Source organism: Pseudomonas sp. IT-P100 (genome assembly GCF_949767185.1).
Lineage (GTDB): Bacteria > Pseudomonadota > Gammaproteobacteria > Pseudomonadales > Pseudomonadaceae > Aquipseudomonas > Aquipseudomonas fluorescens_B.
The window spans coordinates 120693-138833 of sequence record NZ_CATKQK010000003.1; the positions used below are offsets into that span (position 1 = coordinate 120693).

An 18141-nucleotide genomic window follows, 5' to 3' on the forward strand; every position below is an offset into this window, starting at 1 on the left:
TCGCTCTTCATTCATAAAATATGGGCAGCTCTCATGTTTTTCGATGCGCAGACAGAAGGGCAAGTAGCGAAGCTGCAGCCTCCGATAGAAGCTTCCGCACAACACATCACTACAATAAATATATTTATTTAAATGATATACTTTATCTGAGCTAATTCTCATATATATCAAGCTCGGCAAATTTATTCAACGACATTAAATTGATAATTGAAATTGTCAACAATGATGCATATTTATTAGTAATTTCGATTATTATCAACCGCGATGAAGAGTGCAGACTCCAGCAAATGTCCCATGCGAACATTCGTTGTGGTGAGCTCCACTTCATCATCCTTTGGTTTTGCCGCCTGTTTTCAGGCGGCTTTTTTTTGCACGAAGGAATTTGCTAATAAGTGGAGTAATAGCCTGGGCGACAGAAAATATGAATTGCACGCTCGGTCAAATTTCTGTTTCTTCAGGCTGGAGAAGTTGTGGTTGATCAGAGGTGTTCTGATAAAGAAGAGCACCAAGAAATGCGAAACACTTCAGTCACTACGCCCACTTACCAGCGTTACAGCTTTCTGGGTGGCGATACTGCTGAGCGTGGCAAGTTTACGTACTTCGTCGGCGACGACCGCAAATCCACGTCCAGCCTCTCCGGCGCGGGCAGCTTCAATTGCAGCGTTGAGTGCCAGCAGATTGGTTTGATTGGCGATGCTTCGGATTGTAGATACAACGCCCGTCAGCTCTGTCAGTTTGTCCTCCAGCTCCCGGCGCTGAACTTCTTGAGCCGCGCGCAGATGCTGCTGCTCATGTTGGATATGGACATCTTCCAACGACCCGACAATTCTCAGGGGGCTGCCATCAGGAGTCCTACGGGTCTCCCCCCGAGCCCGGAACCAACGGTACTGACCCGTTTTCATACGTAGACGATAGGTGGCATCCAGCCGGATTTTACCCGTTCGATCATTGAGGTGCGCCAAAAGCAAATCGACGTTACTGGCGATTTCCTCCGGATGCATCAGACTGGTCATGCTCTCCTGGCGGGAAGGAAAGTCTTCCTCGCCTTCGAAACCGAGAAGCGTACGAAACTGCTGCGACCACCACACTTTGTTGTTCGGATTGAATGGATCCCCCCCAACGATCTCCATGTCCCATATACCATCACTGAGCAGTTCGCGGGACAGCTCGAAGCGCGTCAATACTTTCGACAACTCCTCCTCTCGCTTGCGTTCGACCCGGATGTCACGCAACAGTCCAAACAAACGAGATTTGCTACCAGACTTCACAACACTGGCTACACAACTGAACCAAGCGTCACCACCATCAGCCTTGGTCATTCGTATGTCGCGCTGGCCGCTACCTTGTTGGCGCAACAACATGGACAGCCAGCCTAAGAAATCCGGACGACTATCAGCTTCAATTCGGGCGAACCAGTCACTTGCGATTGCTTGTTGATCCAGACCAAGCAACTCTCCGAAACGAGTGGAACACCAAAAGGTGTTGTTGTCGTCGGTCAACTCGCGCTTTTCAGTCTCGATCTCCCACAACCCTTCCTGGCTGAGGCTATTGAAATGCACGAGTCGCGAGCTATCACGCGAACCCTGTTGTTGGACAGTAGCAACCATATGCGTAAGATCATTGCAGCGTGCAGTTTGAAGATCTAACTGCTCAATATAACTTTGCTCGCGACGATGCAAATTCAGCAACGCTCTGGAGGCACGGCTTGCGAGTGGATGCTCAAATTTAGCGAGCAAATCCTCATCCAACACTTGTCTTTCCAGAATACTTACCAGCTGCTCCAATATTTTATTAATTAACGCAACCTTACTCCAACCAAACATATACTACGCCCCCGTTAATTCCGTCTTTTCAAACATCGGTTAGATGTGTAGCAACATTTGCGCTTTCCGGAGGCGAAGCGCTGACCCAAGACACACGTAGATGCCTCAAGCACGCTATATCGCCGTATCAAATATTCTATTGAACTCTTGAAATTACAAACACGTGAGAGGTTATTCTATATATCCAGAACAAGTCTCGCACTCTTGGCACGAGAACAGCATGGAGTAAACTGGTCGTTTCGTAAGTGTTCCTCTTGAGTCATAAACATGTCTCTATGATCAGGCGTTCCCTCAAGCACTTTAGTGACACAAGTGCCACAAACCCCCTGCTCGCAAGAAACAGGTATCTCAACCCCATTTTCAGCCAGAACTTCTACGACGCTTTTGTCCGCGGCAATAACATACGTTTCCCCCGTGCTAGCGAGCATCACCTCGAATGCATCAGTGTCGCCAATCACTTGAGGGGCGGAAAAATACTCTTTATGTAAACTGCCTGCAGGCCAACCTTTTCCTTCAGCAGTTCCAAGGATGAAATCCATGAAACCTGTAGGCCCACAGACATAGAGATCAGTTCCAGGAGGAGGTACGGCCAACACTTTATCAGCGTTTAGCTTTTGCTCTTGTTCACCGTCATCGAAGTGAAAAAATACTCGATCAGAAAAGCTGGATTGACGCAGCTCATCAACAAACGCTGCTCGATCAGAGGCGCGCGCACAGTAATGCAGTTCGAAGGCGGCACTGGTTTTCGCCAGCCTTTGCGCCATACACAGGATCGGCGTAATGCCTATACCGCCTGCAAAAAGCATGGTGTATCGTGACTCATGGGCAAGCGGGAACAGGTTTCTTGGAGAGCTGATAAATAGTGTGTCACCTACGTCAAGCTCGTGCATGGACTGCGAACCGCCACGAGAGGACGGATCCTTTAGCACGCCAATTCGATATTGATGCCTTTCATCGGGTGCGTTACACAGTGAATATTGACGCGTCAACCCAACTTTGGTGTGCACGTCAATATGCGATCCTGCGCTGAAGGGCGGGAGTTCTTTGCCATCGACGCTGACAAGCTCGAAGCTATCGATATCAACAGCTTCACTTCTGCGAGATACAACACGAACATTGATCATCCCTGCGCCCCCGAGACGCTTACCTTGCTATCCAGGTTCTGTTCATCTGCAATCATTTGGTCGAGTATTCGGCGTGCGCGAATTGCGCCAGCATCCCCGATGAGCAGGATTGGCTTCAGATCCCAGAACTCCTCATCCCCCATGCTTTTTTGTTGTGCTTCAAGCATCGGCAGATCTTCAGTTTCGAAAGGAACACGAAGACCCTGGATATACATTTTCGCCTTCAGCTCTCCCACATCCTCCAAGTATTTCGGGAAGCAAATCGAGAACCAGTAGTGCGTTGTCGTCTCTGTCTCCGGGGTAAAGAGGTGAACGGTTGGAACGGGACTTCCCTCTTCACGGCTTTTACCCGTAGGCGTCGCGCCGGTATTCAACAGAAGTGTCGCAGGTGCATCCCAACGCACTTCCAGCCACCGATCCATAACTGTACCAGCGGGAAAATCAAAAACGTCATAGAGAAAATCCGGCATGATTTCTCCTTCTATAAACCGTTTGGACCATACAGTATTACCGTCCTGCTCAACCGTTGTGGTTGCACGCTTCACCGAGTCACTGCCCAGGGTGCTGGGGTGTAAATATTCGATGTGACTCAAGTCCATGATGTTATCGGTTTCCAGAACATAGTTCGCTCTGGCGTGCAGGTAATCGCGGCCAATATAATAATCGTCGGTATTCAACTCTTCGAAAATAGGAATATCGTCTGGGTTAGCCCGTTCTTCTGCCCCCATCCATATCCAGACAATACCGTAACGTTCAACAAGCTTATAACCTTTTATTTTGGCTGCTTTCGGTATCTTTCCATCGCCATGTGGATTGTGTACACACTCGCCCTTACCATTAAATTCAAGACCGTGGTAAGCACACCGCACGGAATCTCCAACGAGATGCCCCATATGTAATGGCGCAAAACGATGCGGACAACGATCACTGACACCTTGGGCGATACCTTCTAAGTTGCGAAAAAACAAGATATTTTGATTCAAAAGTTTACGCGGAAAGAGCTTCTCTTTCTCAATTTCGTAATCCCAGGCTGCTGGATACCAGGCGTTAAGCAGAAAAGTCATGTGGCGGCTCCCAAATTTTATATAAGTTGACAATAAGCTTGCTGCTTTAATGTTATGGATAATAACGCCTGCAAAGACGTCACTTCGCCAAACACACTCAGATATAGATCAATGCCTTAATTTTGGGATGACAATACACGATGATGGGAGTGGCCAAACGACAAGTAATGAGTTGCATAAAACACCGCCTATTATTGTTTTTTCTAGCTTTGCTTCGCGACAACAGGTGAACACGTAACAACCTTATCAAACTGGAAAATACAAGCGATTATTGTATTGATCAAACAGCTTGTATGAATACTTCACATTGACAAGGTGAATACCTGAAAGCTCGCCAATGCCAGCATATTTGGAAAAAAGCCGAAAGGAGGACGACTTCCCACTCCTCCCCCCCAGTGCAATCCGGCGTGAGATCCTTATGTGTACTCACGCATTATCGAATTTTCCTGACTGTGTGATCTGACCTCGTCGACCTCCCTATCATAAGGGCCCGACACGGGCTCTGATTGTCGTTGAGTATCCGGGAGCAAAAAATGGGCCAGGGCCGGTAACAGTATCAACGCACCGAGCATATTCCATAAAAACATAAAGGCGAGCAGGACACCCATGTCTGCCTGAAATTTGATCGGCGAAAATACCCAAAGAAATACTGCACATGCCAAGGTAACCCCAGTCAGCATCACCACCTTACCGGTGAATAACAGAGCCTGAAAATAGGACTGCGACAGAGTATATCCTTCACGTCGATGGGCAATCATCACGCTCATCACATATAGCGCATAGTCGATCCCGATCCCAACACCCAAGGCAATTACCGGAAGGGTTGCGACTTTGATGCCCATACCTAGCGCAACCATTAGCGCTTCACATAAAACCGATGTGAGCATTAACGGCAGGATTGCACAAAGAGTAGCTCTCCAAGACCTGAATGTGATGAGGCAGAGGATCGTAACAGCAGCATAAACCCACAACAGCATTTCATGATTGGCGCGCTCCACAACCTGATTGGTAGCAGCCTCAAAGCCGGCACTTCCAGCCGCGAGCAGCGTTGTAGTTTGCGAATCGTTGGCAGAGTCCGCAAATGCCTCAACAACCCGCGTTACCGCCTTAAGAGTGCTAGCTTTATGATCACTTAGGTAAACAAAGATCGATAAAAGATTGCAATCCTGGTTGAAAACATCTCTGGGCATGTTGGTAGCGATTGCGTTCAACATACCCTGGTTATGACTTAGTTCGTACCATTTCGGATTGCCTTCGTTCATTCCAACGAGCGCAGTACGGCTTAAGCTTGCAAGGGAGCTCGTCGACTCAACACCAGGTATTTTATTCAGGCGCCATTCGAGCTCATCGACTTTTTTGAGTGCCTCATAACGAGTGCATTGGTTATTCGGCGTTTTGACCATAATCACCATGACATCGCTTGTAGCAGCATAGTGCTTGGTAATAAAGTCATTATCCAAATTGTAACGGGAATCGGGTCGCAATTCCGGCGCGCCGCGATCAAGATCTCCGATCTTTACATCCAGGCTAACCCAATAACCGGCACCCGCCAAAATAACCGAACAAATCAGCGTCGCACTGGCCCAGCGACGTTCTGTAAATCGATCAAGAAATACCCAAAGTGGATTTCGTGAAGCCGCAGTACCTTCGTCTTGCTGACAGCTGCGCAAAGCCGAGGATGAACTGACCCCGATGTAAGACAACAACACCGGAAGCAAAATTAGATTTGTGAAAATCAGCGTAGCGACACCGATACTCGCAACCATTGCAAGTTCACGGATGATCTGAATCTGAATGATGGTAAGCACACCGAAACCTACGGCATCACACAGCAATGCAGTGAGTCCGGTCAGAAACAATCTACGAAAGGTAAACCGTGCAGCAACCAGCCGATGAGTGCCACGGCCGATGTCCTGCATGATGCCATTCATTTTCTGGGCACCGTGACTGATACCAATCGCGAAGACCAAAAAGGGCACCAGCACTGAATACGGATCCAGTTGTAGCCCAATCAGCGGAAGAATTCCAAGTTGCCAAATGATTGCGACCATTGAGCAACCCAGGACCAACAGCGTGCTGCGTACGCAACGCGTATAGAGGAATAGCACGCCCCCTGTGATAACGATTGCCAGGATAAAGAAGAGTAAAATCTTCTGGAGCCCGTCGATCAGATCGCCGACGACTTTCGCAAAGCCGATAATGCGAATCTTTATATTATCGGTTTGATATTTACCACGTATCTGTTCAAGGCGACTGGATAGATGACGGTAATCGATTGCTTGTCCAGTTTGAGTATCCACCGCCAACAACGGAACATAGATAATGCTGGATTTTCCGTCCAGTCCGACCAGGCGTCCGATCTCACCCGAGTTATTGACGTTCGTATGCAGCTTGTTCAGGGAAGCGTTGGACCCATCATAGTCGTCAGGCATGACCGGTCCGCCGTCCAAGCCTTCTTCCGTGATGGCCATCCAGCGTGTAGAGGGCGTCCAGAGCGATTTCATGAATGGACGGTCAACCCCGGGAATCAGAAACACTTCATCACTGATCTGTTTCAACACTTCCAGATATTTCGCGTCATACACCGAACCGGAAGGATTCTCCACGGAAATGCGCAGTGAATTTCCTTGCCCGGCGAGCTCAGCCTTATTTTGCAGATAGTTGACAATATAAGGGTGGCCGCTGGGAATCATTTTCTCGAAGCTGGCATTAAGCCCAAGGTTTTTAAACTGGAAACCCAATATCACTGTCAGCAATACGCAAATCAGTATGACCACTGCACGGTTGTTGAAAATGGCCCGTTCTACGAAAGATCCTGATTTCGGATCAAATTGCTCGAGGGTGACCGGGTCATTCTCGATCTCTCCGGCAGCTGCATTATGTTGTTTCATTGGTTTACTTCCGTACTAGCACTGCCAGATAAGTTGAGAGACTTGGTCGAGATGCCACGAGGGCCCGCAGTAATAACGGTTCCGTTCGACAGGGTTTTGAAGCCACACAGTCCGTCATCCTGTGAAACCGATAGCGTTGAGAATTTATGCCCCGTAACGGACCGGAAAAAACCGCCGTTAGCGTTCGCTAAAATAACCGACCCATCTGGCATCGCTTCGCTAGCGACCCAACTTTGCTTCGTAGCCACTTCCACGGCGGCCCAAGTACTGCCGTTGTCGGTCGATCGGATGACCACGCCTTCAAGTCCGGCAACGTAGAGACTCTTGTCAGCAGCGGCGGCGATAGTAAAAAAGCTCCCTGAAAAATCGGTTTCCAGGCGGGAAAAATGATCGCCATCGTTGGTCGAACGAGCGATAAATCCTTGTTCCCCTACCAGGTAGATCCCGCCCTGCGCCTGCGCAATGGCATAGATGTGCAATTTTTGAGGGTTGTCCACGTGCCCCAACCAGGCCTTCCAGGTATGCCCTCCGTCATCGGTACGCAATACCACCCCATAAGCCCCTACGGCGTACCCGTGTAACTCATCTGTAAATAGCAGCGAAAACAACGGTTCACTTGATCCACTTTCGATCATTCGCTGAGCATTCGCTTGCAAATTCGCGGCGAGTTGGTGCTGTTCGTCGCTGACAGCTGTGTCTTTGATCCGCTGTGCCTCCGCCAGCGCGAGTTCGGAAACTTTCGAACCTTGAAGCACCGTCTTCCACGATCCACCAGCGTCCACACTGCTCAATAAGGTGCCCGCATGCCCAACAACCCAAACTTTATCAGCGTCGGTGAACACCACGTCAGTGAGCGTATCCTGCCCTGCATTCTCAGCAATGTGCCAGGTTGAACCACCGTCCTCGGATAGTGTGATAATCCCTCTTTCACCAACCCCGATAAGCTTCTTGCCATCAGAGCTTGCAACCGCCGTTAAATAATAACTTGGGGAGGCATTACTAATTGACGCAGCCTCTACAAGTCCGGCAACCGGAAATGTCCCGGCGAACGATAAAAAAAACGCAATAATACTGAAAAGTCTGCAGGTCACGATCAGCACCTAACGCGATCAGCACCACCGGCGCTGATCGCAAAATAATTAACGAACGCCTTCACTCGACAGCGAGTCAGCTGTAAAAAACGAGTTAGGCCAAGGAGCACGAAGTGTGATTTGATCCTGATGCCCACTCATGATGTTGTTCGCAAACCAACTGCCGCTTTGCAAATCGTAAACACCAAAGCTGCCGTTAATTGTCCCAGGAAGATCAGGGATGACTAAACTATGCATGTAGCCAGTCTTCCAGATTTTTCCATTCGCATCCCAGCTATCAGACAACACAGCCTGCCAGGTGTCTTCGTCGAGATAGAATCGACGCTTGGGCATGACGTGCCTCATACCAGGAGCGAGATCCGCTTCTACCACCCATACGCGGTGCAACTCCCACCGAACGTAATCCGGATTCAGGAAATTGGCGCCTAAAACATCAGCATCTTTGGTAGGCGACAGCCCCTTGTTGTTGTTATAAGGGACGAGCATTTCTTTCTTACCTACCAAATTCCACTTATAACGGGTCATCGGTCCTTCAAACATATAAACTTCGTCGAAATTCATCTGCCCGGAAGTAACAAACGATGGCGTATCGAACGCTGCGTTAGGTAACTTCCGTGTGCGGCGTTGCCCAGTCAGGTACTGCCATGTAGGACGGCCTTGAGCAACTTGATCGAGAGGATCCAGAGCCAGGATCGACTGCCCTGCTTGCAACGGTGGTGCAGTTGGTACGAGCTTCAGTTGGCGATAGATGCCATTAAAACTGTCTCGCCCGTCCTTCAGATAATAAGGAAACTGATAATAGCTACTGTTCGTGGAAGTCAACACGGTGCGGCCAGATGAAGTGCCGTTGTAAGCACTGAATTCAAAAGTCAAACTTTGGCCCTGCCACCGAAGCATGTGATTCCACATCGCCTCATTTCCGTTTTTCGGAATAGGAAACGGTATGCCACCATAAGCGCCTTCGACAGCGAAACCATCTTTAATCAGCTTCGCTTCAATGGCATTGCGCGCCGTATTGTCGTACACCCATTGAGGTGCTGCAGCTGTACGGTGAGTTGGATAAACATCGATTCGATAATCAGGATATTTAACAAACATCGCCTGCTGACCCTCGGTCAAGGTCGCCTTGTAATCCTGGTAGTTTTTCGCAGTTATGCTATATACAGGTTTTTCGTTCGCAAATGGATCGCTCCGTTTCCCACCTGATTTGTAATTGGCGTCTGGGGTTGTATAACCTCCAGTCCAGGCTGGAATTTTACCGTCCGGGCTCGCCGCACGTTCGCCGCCGAAGGGAGTTAACGTTGTATTCAGTTGAGCCGCTTCTTGTGGCGCAACGGCGGCATGTGCCGTGCCAATGAATGAGAAAATTAAACCGATAGCACCTACTGAACAGAGCTTCATTGAATATTCCTCAACTATTATTTTTGTGATTAATACTAGAATGCACGCTGTATAGAGAATGAAATGAAATCGCGATCCCGATAGGCATTATCGGAACTGTTGCCACTGCCGTAAAAGTGAGTGTAATTAAGCAAACCATTCCACGTATTGTCGTAAACGGCTCGCAGACCAATACTCATGTCGCCGCCACCGTCGGCATTATAATTGTTGAACGCAGGGTCGATTGGAGACTTACCGTGTGTGTAACCAACACCCATGGGTACAAACAAATCCAATCCAGGCGCAGCTTGGTAATAATTTGGCTCAAGAACAAACCTTGCACCCACAGCACTGTCGGTGAAATCCTTGGAGTCGAACTGTTCTTTATTATCTGTAACAGACAACAATCGGTGCCAAGCCAACTCGCCAACGAAGCTCGCCGACTCCCACAATGGGGTTCGAGGCACCAGGTAAATACTGGACAACTGTGCATGAACAGTACGGCCAAGCGCATGTGCATCACGGCTGTTGTCATCAACATCAACGAATACCGGCCCCAGCTTACGCAGAGGCATGTCGTAGCGAGTGGAAACTTCCCCGCCGAAGCTGGCGTCACCGACGCTGGTACTGAAGCTGGCGCCCAGCATTTTTACGCCTTCGGAGTAAACCTCGGAGAATTCGCCCACCTGCCCTGGCTGACCAAGGAAATTCTTTCCTTGATAGGCATAGATTTGAGGAAGTCGATTGTTGAAACGGATCGCATATAGCCCGTACTCGGTATTACCTTCAGCCGGGTTGAAGTTTAACGCTAAGCCGAACTGACCCGATTTACTGGCATCTTTCGACTTACCTCGATAGAGCGAAATGTTTCCATCAGCATCGCCAATGACCGGATTTTGGCCAACAATGATCCGTTTATTACCTTCCCCGACTACATCAGAGGTACTAAAAAATCCACCTGAAGGGGCTAAACGGGTTTTATCCCAATCCAGTTGATAAAACGCGGCCATGCTCACCGTATCGGAAAACTGAAATTGCATCGACAGTTGGTTGATCGGTTTGAACAGTTCAGCCGCTCTGGTGTTTGGAACCGAAAGCGCTTTCGCTGCGTCAATCGGCGCTTGTCCGTAAGCAATACCATTGGTTGGGAAAAACAGGCTTTGTCCCCACAAAAGTGTGTGCTTACCCAAGCGGAAAGATGTGTTATGACCGGCAATTTCTGAGCTGCCATATACGAAAGCGTCGAGCAATTCAGCTTTACGGCCAGCCAGCTCTTCTGTCTCATTGTCGAAATGGTCGCTCTGACCAAGATGATTGACCGTGGTGGAACTGTTGTCATTACTTTTGTTATAGACGCTGTCATACCAGGCAGCCCCGGTAACCCGGAAGCCGAACTGTTGATAGCTCATTCCTAACTCCGAGAAGAGGTCGAATCGATTGGACGCCAACCCTTTATTAAAATTTCTGTCCCCGTCATCCGCATTCACATCAGACGTCAATGAACTATCTTGCCCATGCAACCTGTAGGCACTGCTGTACTTTACGGTATTATCCCAATAACCTTTAACATCAGGGTTGTCGGTCGTAAATTGAAATGCCGATGCAACGGGAGCCATCAATGGCACAGAAATTAGCAATGATGAAAATTGGGCAGCACGAGCCAGGCTTTTATTATCAATACGCATGAGAAAATACCATTTTTATTTTATTTATTAGTACTGCATTACAGAGTGTTAGACGTAGGTCCTACATCTGCGATGTTGGCCTTCTAACTTCCTGTTAAACCTCTCCCCTCGCTACGACCCTTACGCTACAGTCATGCCATCCATTCGTTAAACGGTTTACATCAATGGAACGCATGGATGGCATGAATGCATCAGCCGCTGAATTCGCTGCCGCATTCAAGCCACAAGGAAGCGAAAACCTGGCTAGAAACCCACTTGATCCGCGCCTTTCAGGGCGAGCAGTGCCCGGGCTTCGTCAGGGGTTGCTACGTCTAGCGCCAGGCCTTCGATGATCTTCCTGACTCTGCGAACCTGATCTGCGTTTTCTCGAGCCAGTACGCCTTGTTGATCCCACAAGGAATCCTCCAGGCCAACCCTGACATTGCCTCCGTTAGCCGCAGCAATGGCCGCCGTAGGCATCTGCGCGCGCCCGGCACCCAGAACGGACCAAACGAAATCATCGCCAAACAAACGATCGGCGGTTCGTTTCATGTGAGCAACATCATCGGGATGCGGGCCGATGCCACCAAGAATGCCAAATACCGTCTGTACAAATAGCGGCGGAGTTACAAGCTTGCGGTCGAGAAAGTGCGCGAGATTATAGAGATGAGCAGTGTCATAGCACTCGAACTCAAAACGAGTGCCATTATCCGTACAGGATTGCAGGATATTTTCGATGTCTTTGAAAGTGTTCCGAAACACGGTATCGCGAGTGCTCTCCAAGTACTTCGCTTCCCAATCATGCTTGAACTCTTTGTAGCGTCCCAGCATTGGGAAAAGCCCAAAATTCATCGATCCCATATTCAAGGACGCCAATTCTGGTTTGAGTTGAAGCGCCGGCTGCAGTCGCTCATCGACGCCCATCGTCGGCGCGCCACCTGTAGTGATGTTGATAATGCCGTTGCACTGTTCTTTAATAGTGCCTACAAACTCGCGAAACAATGAAGTGTCTTGACTAGGTCGGCCGCTTAAAGGATCACGGGCATGAAGATGTACGATTGATGCGCCAGCCTGCACGGCGCCGATGGCAGCATTGGAGATTTGCCGCGCAGTGACAGGCAGGTGCTCGGACATGCTGGGTGTATGAACACCACCTGTAATAGCGCAGGTGATGATTACCTTACCCTTAATATTTTTCATAAGTTTTCCTATAGTGAAAGAGAACAGAAAAAAAAGACTTAATCATCCGTCTATTAACTTATATCTTTAGGAAACGTATTCTTTGAAAACATCACTAATCCAATCGACAATGTAATCTCGAGCGTTCGACATATTGTCGGCGCTACAATGTTCGACGCCACCTTCGCGCTCTGTGAAAATTTTCAGCTCACGCAAAGGGCTGTTTACAGCTTGTTCGTAAGATTGGTGGGCGTACTTGATATTTATTTGACGATCGTTACTGCCGTGTAGAACCAGGAATGGCACCGTAATCTTGTCCACGACGCCTTCCAACGTCACACGAGGCGCCATAGCCATGAAACTCTCCGTGCTCTCCTCTCCCCAGACCCACTTCACGTGCTCCCAATAGTGCGGTACAGGATTGGCGCCCTCGCGAGCCTGACGCTGTTTCTGTACTTCGCCCCAATTGTGGTTAGCCCCCCATGCAACACAAAGCTTGAAGCGCTTCTCAAAGGCAGCTGCACGGGGCGCGTAGTAACCGCCTAAAGACCATGCAGTAACGCCGATCTTTCCAGAGTCAACCTCGGGGCGGGTTTCCAAATAATCGACCACGGCACCGGCCCAATGCTCGCTTTCAACCACTGCAGTCAGCCCTTTGAGGCGAATAGCACCGCCCGCTCCAGGTTGATCAACAATAATGCTCGAAATGCCACGCTTTGCCAGTTGTTGGGCGATACCTGAGCCATAGATCATTTCCTTGAAGCTATCCAGCCCATTGAATAGCGCAACAACAGGGGCCTTACGCCCATCTACGCCTTCGGCCTTGACGAACAGTGCGGGCAAACTGGTCCCACGATAAGGAACCTCTACTGTTTCGCAGTTCTCATTGCCCAAGCTGATCTGCTTGACGAAATAATCGATACCACGCTTATAGGCTTCCTCACGCTGCGAGAAGTGTTGTGAGAGCATGCGTTCGGCGGTTAAATAGTAATTGGATGCACGCCCGTATTTCGCAGCGGCGCTTAATGTATGACCGGCGGCGAGGTCTTCAAGAGCGAGTTCAATCAAAGTGTTAGCCTGCTCACTCCAGGCTTCGTAGAAAGCGACACTGCTTTCATCATCACCCTGCTTCGAAACTTCAATGAGCCTGTGGCATATATTATGAACCTCGCCAAAATGGCCACCTGTGTTCAACGAAATATTCGTTGCCAAATTCCAGACATAATTGGTTGGGAAGTACTCTAACATCCTATCTCTCCAGAAATATTTGCGAGCAAACTGTCCGACGCTATGATCAAACTGCACACAAACCAACTCGCGCCACGGATCTGCTTGATAGGTGGCAGGAGCAGTTTGTGGTTTGGCATATGAATAAGAATGGCTAGCACCGGTTTAATCGACGCGCCATGGATTTCGATAACAATTGTGAATCATCACTTTTGTTCGAAAATTAATAAGGCCTCGCCAGATCTTGCAGGGCCCCAGCAAAAACCTGGCCAGGCTCGTGGCTAAGCGGCTCTCCAGCCCACTCTTGAAGTTCAGTCTTCACAAGTTTTGCGCAGGCATCCGAGACATTACGACACCGGGGCTGACGTCGCTCGTCGTAAACTTTTAGAGCCTCTTGGAGATCTTCGCTTTCATCCACCAGTTGCGCCAACAGAACCGCATCCTCAAGTGCCATCGACGCGCCTGCAGCAAGATGTGGGCTGGACGCATGGGCAGCATCCCCAATCAACACGACGCGTTCCCGGCACCAGGAACCTTCAACAAACAACTCTTCAATTGGCTTGTAAACGACCTGTGACGCGTCCTTCAACTCTTCAGCGAGTCGACCGACCAGGCCCGTATAATCGCTGAGTTGCTCACGCAATAATGTGTGTAATTGATCATTGGGTTTTCGTGGATTACCTGGTTCTGACGTCACCAGGAACAAATACATCAATTCTTCACTGAGCGGGACCAGTCCGACTTTATTATTTTTGCCGTAGTAGATGCCGCCCCAACGCATTTCCTTCGGACGAGCGGTGATAAACCGCCAAACCGCCTGGCCAACGAATTTAAGCTCAGTGTGTCCAAATACCAGATCGCGCACCTTGGAGTAAACCCCATCTGCGCCAACCACCAGATCGTAGGAGGCCTGTCGACCGTCGGCAAAAGTAACTAACGCAGATTCAACCGACTGATCAATGGACTCAACCGACGCTCCCAGCTGAATGGACACACCGAGATCAATGGCAGCCTCGGATAGCAAACTGTGGAGAATAGGTCGTGTAATCCCATTATTAGGAGGGCAATCAGAATTCTCAGCCTTCGGCGTTGGAACCTCGCCAAGAAGAACCCCATTGTTATCGAACAATTGCCAACCTTCAAAGGGCCATCCATTTTCGATGCATTGCTGCGCCAGGCCAATGTGAGAAAGGGCACGCAAAGCGTTGGAAGGCTGAATGATACCCACCCCTACAACGGTCCACTCTTTCTTGATTTCCACGAGGTCGACCTCGACCCCTTTTTGACGCATTGCAACTGCAGCCGCCAGACCACCGATGCCGCCACCGACGATAAGAGCTTTTTTGATACATCCCATGAGCCTGAACCCCTACATCAGGATGAGCCGAAGCGTGCCGGACCCATCGATTTTTGTATTTGTTCAGCCAAGTTATCGATGGCGATGGATCCTGATAAGTGGCTTTTATAAATGGCTCCGATGGATCTCATGAATACCTCGTGCGCAAGCCGGCGCACCTGCGGGGAGCGAGGAATGATGGGTAGCGAGTCAGGCATCCATCTCATCAATCCGATGTATTTATCAAACCCACTCCAACAACGTGACTTACCACGGTAATGTCTGGTGCTAACTGCATTTAGTTCAGAGTGATCGAGACGAACAAGACGTCAACACGACCACTCGCACCCGCCAAGTGCGATGCAAATGCAAAAAAACTGACAAAAACAACAATCATATGGATGATTATAATGCCAATTATTGGAATTGAGTCACTAGTGTATGGCGTAGAAAACTTAAAAGAGTCAACGCGTTTTTTTGACGATTTCGGTTTGCCGCTATACTCCCAGGATGAACACTCCTCTGTATTCAAGTTGGAGGAAGGCTCTCGGATAATTCTGCGTCATATTGAGGATCCGCGGCTTCCACAATCCAAACTTGTTGGGTGCGGGGTACAGGAAACTGTTTGGGGGGTAGACACTCAGGATTCGCTGAGTGTCCTTACCAAGGGACTAGCAAGGGATCGAGATCTAACCATCGATGTAGATGGAACAGTTCACTTTTTGACCGACTGTGGACTGGCGATGGCTTTACGGCTATACCAGAAGAAGACGGTATTGACTGCGCCTGATGCCTTGAACTCTCCAGGACGAATTAATCGTCTGAACCAACATCGCAAATGGCGCTTGCGAGCACGTCCAAAGGTCCTCCAGCATGTCGTATTCGCTGTGGCCGATTTCGAAAAAACTTTCGAATTCATGCGCGAGCGCCTTGGCTTCAGACTATCCGACTATCAACGTACATTCGGTATCTACGCACGCGCTGATGGTTGCAATAATCATCACAACATTTTCTTCTTGAATGCCAGTTTGCCATTCGCGGGTAACGACGGTGCCGTTAGTTTCCACCATGCCAACTTTGGCGTAGAAGATATTGATGAAATGATGATCGGTGCGAATTATATGGAGCGCAAGGGGTGGGAAAAATCCCATTTTGGCCTAGGTCGCCATCGTATTGATTCGGGCTTATTTTATTACCTGCCATGTCCTGCCGGTGGTGAAGCTGAATATGGTGCAGATGCTGATTACGTAGATGACAACTGGATTCCACGAGACTGGGAAGAACCTATTTTTGGCTTCGCACATTATGTCCACAACCTGCCTCCATTTTTACAAGAAGAACCAGGCTGGGTCGTGAAATTCTTGGAAGATAGCGTGCCAAAAGTAAAACCAAAAGGCTGATCCCCCAGTTCGCTCATTCTGCTAATGAGGCAAGAGAATGCAAGTAACTGACAAAGTAATCATTATCACTGGCGGTTGCCAGGGTTTAGGCCGTTCCATGGCCGAGTATTTCGCCGGTAAAGGCGCGAAGCTGGCGCTGGTGGACCTGAACCAGGAAAAGCTCGACGACACCGTCGCCGCTTGCAAGGCAAAGGGAATCGAAGCCCGCGCCTACCTGTGCAACGTCGCCAATGAAGAGCAAGTGACCCACATGGTCGCCCAGGTTGCCGAGGACTTCGGGGCGATCCATGGCCTGATCAACAACGCCGGGATTCTGCGCGACGGTCTGCTGATCAAGGTCAAGGATGGCGAGATGACTAAGATGAGCCTGGCCCAGTGGCAGTCGGTCATCGACGTCAACCTGACCGGCGTATTCCTGTGCACCCGTGAAGTCGCGGCCAAAATGATTGAGCTGAACAACAGCGGCGCGATCATTAATATCTCGTCGATCTCCCGTGCCGGCAACGCCGGCCAGACCAACTACTCCGCCGCCAAGGCCGGTGTCGCCGCTGCTACTGTGACCTGGGCCAAGGAATTGGCACGCTACGGTATTCGTGTGGCTGGCATTGCCCCGGGGTTCATCGAAACCGAGATGACCCTGGGTATGAAGCCCGAAGCGCTGGAGAAAATGACCGTGGGGATTCCGCTCAAGCGCATGGGTAAACCGGAAGAGATCGCCCATTCAGCGGCGTACATCTTCGGGAACGATTACTACACCGGGCGGATTCTGGAAATGGATGGCGGGTTGCGGATCTGACCCTCAACAACCCGCCTTTGTATCGAGGGAACTTGCTCCCGTTTGGTGACGAAGCCACCCAAACCAGCCGACGCGTTTTACTGCTGAAAACGCGTCATTCGGGCATTCGATTGCTGCGCTGTGAACGGGAGCAAGCTCCATCGCTACAAAAACAGCCTCCCGACATTTGCGATCAACCGTCGATGATGGTGATGTTCGGAAAAGTCGATATCGCCGCCAAATTAAATGCTCATTACCTTTCAGTTATAGTACTCGCGACTCTACGCAACAGGTCCCGAAACCATACCGAAACCTGATCACTCTCAAAAGACTTATGATACTGGATCAACTCTCGAAAAACGGGGGTTTCTACAGGAAGGTCATAAATCGCGATTGGGAATGTCGTTCGATATAGATGTGCCAACTGATAGTGCACGGTCGCAATACGATTCGTTCCGACAACCAAGCTTGGCAAAAGACTAAAATACGGGCAAACAATTTCTATTCTGCGTACATCTCCATGCTTTTCTAAAAACCAGTCCTCAAACAACGTAGTGCGCCCATCACCGATTTGCGTCACAACATGCCCAAGCTTCTGATAATCCTCAAAGGTGACTTTACCTTGCAGCTCTGTATTTTCGTTCCAAGCGACGCAGCAAAACCTGTCTTCAAAAAGCGGTTCAGTCGGGTGGGATTTATGGGAAAAGTGGTCAGGGACGATTAAAAAATCAACCTCTCCCCTGTCCAGTTTTTCAAGATAGGTGCCATTTAGTAGTGTCATTCTAATCTTAACGTGGGGCGCTTCGAGTGCAACAGCCTTAACCACAGCAGGCATAAATGTACTACAAATATAATCAGAGACGATGAGCGAGATTTCGATAGTTGAAGTATAAATATCGAAATTTTCGCGTAGCTGGGTAACCGCCTGAATCCTGATAAGGATTGATTGCACTTCCGGAGCGAGACGTTCTCCAAGAGATGTAATCACCATTTTTCTTCCAGCGGGAACCAAAAGCTCATCCTGGAAATACTCTCTAAGGCGCGTCAGTGAGTTACTCATAGCGGACTGACTTAAAAAAACATGCTCTGCCGCTTTAGAAACACTTTTTTCACGCAGCAATGCATCGAGCGCTACAAGTTGGTTCAAATCAAGTCGGTTAAATCGCATGCCTGTGCCTCTTTTTATA

General features: G+C 49.4%; 12 protein-coding genes and 2 pseudogenes. 2 read left to right on the top strand and 12 right to left on the bottom strand.

Annotated elements, in window-relative coordinates; translation table 11 throughout:
- Positions 1–542 precede the first annotated feature (542 nt).
- The 11 genes and pseudogenes from ACM6IQ_RS02615 to ACM6IQ_RS02665 all read right to left on the bottom strand — a co-directional run.
- A pseudogene (locus ACM6IQ_RS02615) lies at positions 543–815 on the bottom strand (methyl-accepting chemotaxis protein); the annotation flags it as partial.
- A gap of 12 nt (positions 816–827) precedes the next feature.
- Positions 828–1823 (bottom strand): annotated as a pseudogene (locus ACM6IQ_RS02620) (PAS domain-containing protein); the annotation flags it as partial.
- A 176-nt stretch (positions 1824–1999) separates the two neighbouring features.
- Positions 2000–2947 carry a PDR/VanB family oxidoreductase gene (locus ACM6IQ_RS02625; protein WP_414878020.1) on the bottom strand — a complete coding sequence of 316 codons (948 nt, stop codon included), beginning with the start codon at positions 2945–2947 and terminating at the stop codon, positions 2000–2002.
- Positions 2944–4011 (bottom strand): Rieske 2Fe-2S domain-containing protein, encoded by a 1068-nt coding sequence (locus ACM6IQ_RS02630; RefSeq protein ID WP_414878021.1) that lies wholly within the window; start codon positions 4009–4011, stop codon positions 2944–2946. The genes ACM6IQ_RS02625 and ACM6IQ_RS02630 overlap by 4 nt, the downstream gene beginning before the upstream one ends.
- A 416-nt stretch (positions 4012–4427) precedes the next feature.
- On the bottom strand, positions 4428–6902 hold the full coding sequence (locus ACM6IQ_RS02635) for an efflux RND transporter permease subunit (RefSeq protein WP_414878022.1): 2475 nt from the start codon (positions 6900–6902) through the stop codon (positions 4428–4430).
- Positions 6899–8002 carry a WD40/YVTN/BNR-like repeat-containing protein gene (locus ACM6IQ_RS02640; protein ID WP_414878023.1) on the bottom strand — a complete coding sequence of 368 codons (1104 nt, stop codon included), beginning with the start codon at positions 8000–8002 and terminating at the stop codon, positions 6899–6901. Before ACM6IQ_RS02640 ends, ACM6IQ_RS02635 begins: the two co-directional genes overlap by 4 nt.
- Before the next feature lie 39 nt (positions 8003–8041).
- Positions 8042–9394, bottom strand: coding sequence for a DUF1329 domain-containing protein (locus tag ACM6IQ_RS02645; protein WP_192417996.1), 1353 nt, complete (start codon positions 9392–9394; stop codon positions 8042–8044).
- 35 nt (positions 9395–9429) lie between these two features.
- A complete protein-coding gene (locus ACM6IQ_RS02650; RefSeq protein ID WP_192417997.1) occupies positions 9430–11058 on the bottom strand; it encodes a DUF1302 domain-containing protein in 1629 nt (542 codons plus the stop codon).
- A gap of 243 nt (positions 11059–11301) precedes the next feature.
- The gene (locus tag ACM6IQ_RS02655) at positions 11302–12237 is read right to left on the bottom strand and encodes a 3-keto-5-aminohexanoate cleavage protein (RefSeq protein ID WP_192417998.1); all 936 of its coding nucleotides are present in this window, start codon (positions 12235–12237) and stop codon (positions 11302–11304) included.
- Between the two features lie 66 nt (positions 12238–12303).
- Positions 12304–13464: an alpha/beta hydrolase family protein gene (locus ACM6IQ_RS02660; protein ID WP_192417999.1), complete on the bottom strand. Its 1161-nt coding sequence runs from the start codon at positions 13462–13464 to the stop codon at positions 12304–12306.
- A gap of 202 nt (positions 13465–13666) precedes the next feature.
- Complete coding sequence (locus ACM6IQ_RS02665; RefSeq protein WP_414878024.1) at positions 13667–14800, bottom strand: FAD-dependent monooxygenase; 1134 nt, start codon at positions 14798–14800, stop codon at positions 13667–13669.
- A gap of 389 nt (positions 14801–15189) precedes the next feature.
- Here ACM6IQ_RS02665 and ACM6IQ_RS02670 point away from each other — a divergent pair, with 389 nt between their 5' ends.
- Together ACM6IQ_RS02670 and ACM6IQ_RS02675 are read left to right on the top strand one after the other, a co-directional pair.
- A complete protein-coding gene (locus ACM6IQ_RS02670) occupies positions 15190–16179 on the top strand; it encodes a VOC family protein (RefSeq protein ID WP_192418001.1) in 990 nt (329 codons plus the stop codon).
- Between the two features lie 37 nt (positions 16180–16216).
- Entirely contained in the window at positions 16217–16975 is a 759-nt protein-coding gene (locus ACM6IQ_RS02675) for an SDR family oxidoreductase (RefSeq protein WP_192418002.1), read from the top strand.
- Positions 16976–17207: 232 nt separating this feature from the next.
- On the opposite strand, the gene ACM6IQ_RS02680 is transcribed toward ACM6IQ_RS02675, so the two are convergent.
- Positions 17208–18122 carry a LysR family transcriptional regulator gene (locus ACM6IQ_RS02680; protein WP_192418003.1) on the bottom strand — a complete coding sequence of 305 codons (915 nt, stop codon included), beginning with the start codon at positions 18120–18122 and terminating at the stop codon, positions 17208–17210.
- Between the last annotated feature and the right edge of the window lie 19 nt (positions 18123–18141).

Excerpts from the sequence above, each read along its gene's own strand:
- ACM6IQ_RS02625 (WP_414878020.1), bottom strand. The coding sequence starts at position 2,947 with ATGATCAATGTTCGTGTTGTATCTCGCAGAAGTGAAGCTGTTGATATC.
- ACM6IQ_RS02630 (WP_414878021.1), bottom strand. The coding sequence starts at position 4,011 with ATGACTTTTCTGCTTAACGCCTGGTATCCAGCAGCCTGGGATTACGAA.
- ACM6IQ_RS02635 (WP_414878022.1), bottom strand. The coding sequence starts at position 6,902 with ATGAAACAACATAATGCAGCTGCCGGAGAGATCGAGAATGACCCGGTC.
- ACM6IQ_RS02645 (WP_192417996.1), bottom strand. The coding sequence starts at position 9,394 with ATGAAGCTCTGTTCAGTAGGTGCTATCGGTTTAATTTTCTCATTCATT.
- ACM6IQ_RS02650 (WP_192417997.1), bottom strand. The coding sequence starts at position 11,058 with ATGCGTATTGATAATAAAAGCCTGGCTCGTGCTGCCCAATTTTCATCA.
- ACM6IQ_RS02655 (WP_192417998.1), bottom strand. The coding sequence starts at position 12,237 with ATGAAAAATATTAAGGGTAAGGTAATCATCACCTGCGCTATTACAGGT.
- ACM6IQ_RS02660 (WP_192417999.1), bottom strand. The coding sequence starts at position 13,464 with ATGTTAGAGTACTTCCCAACCAATTATGTCTGGAATTTGGCAACGAAT.
- ACM6IQ_RS02665 (WP_414878024.1), bottom strand. The coding sequence starts at position 14,800 with ATGGGATGTATCAAAAAAGCTCTTATCGTCGGTGGCGGCATCGGTGGT.
- ACM6IQ_RS02670 (WP_192418001.1), top strand. The coding sequence starts at position 15,190 with ATGCCAATTATTGGAATTGAGTCACTAGTGTATGGCGTAGAAAACTTA.
- ACM6IQ_RS02675 (WP_192418002.1), top strand. The coding sequence starts at position 16,217 with ATGCAAGTAACTGACAAAGTAATCATTATCACTGGCGGTTGCCAGGGT.
- ACM6IQ_RS02680 (WP_192418003.1), bottom strand. The coding sequence starts at position 18,122 with ATGCGATTTAACCGACTTGATTTGAACCAACTTGTAGCGCTCGATGCA.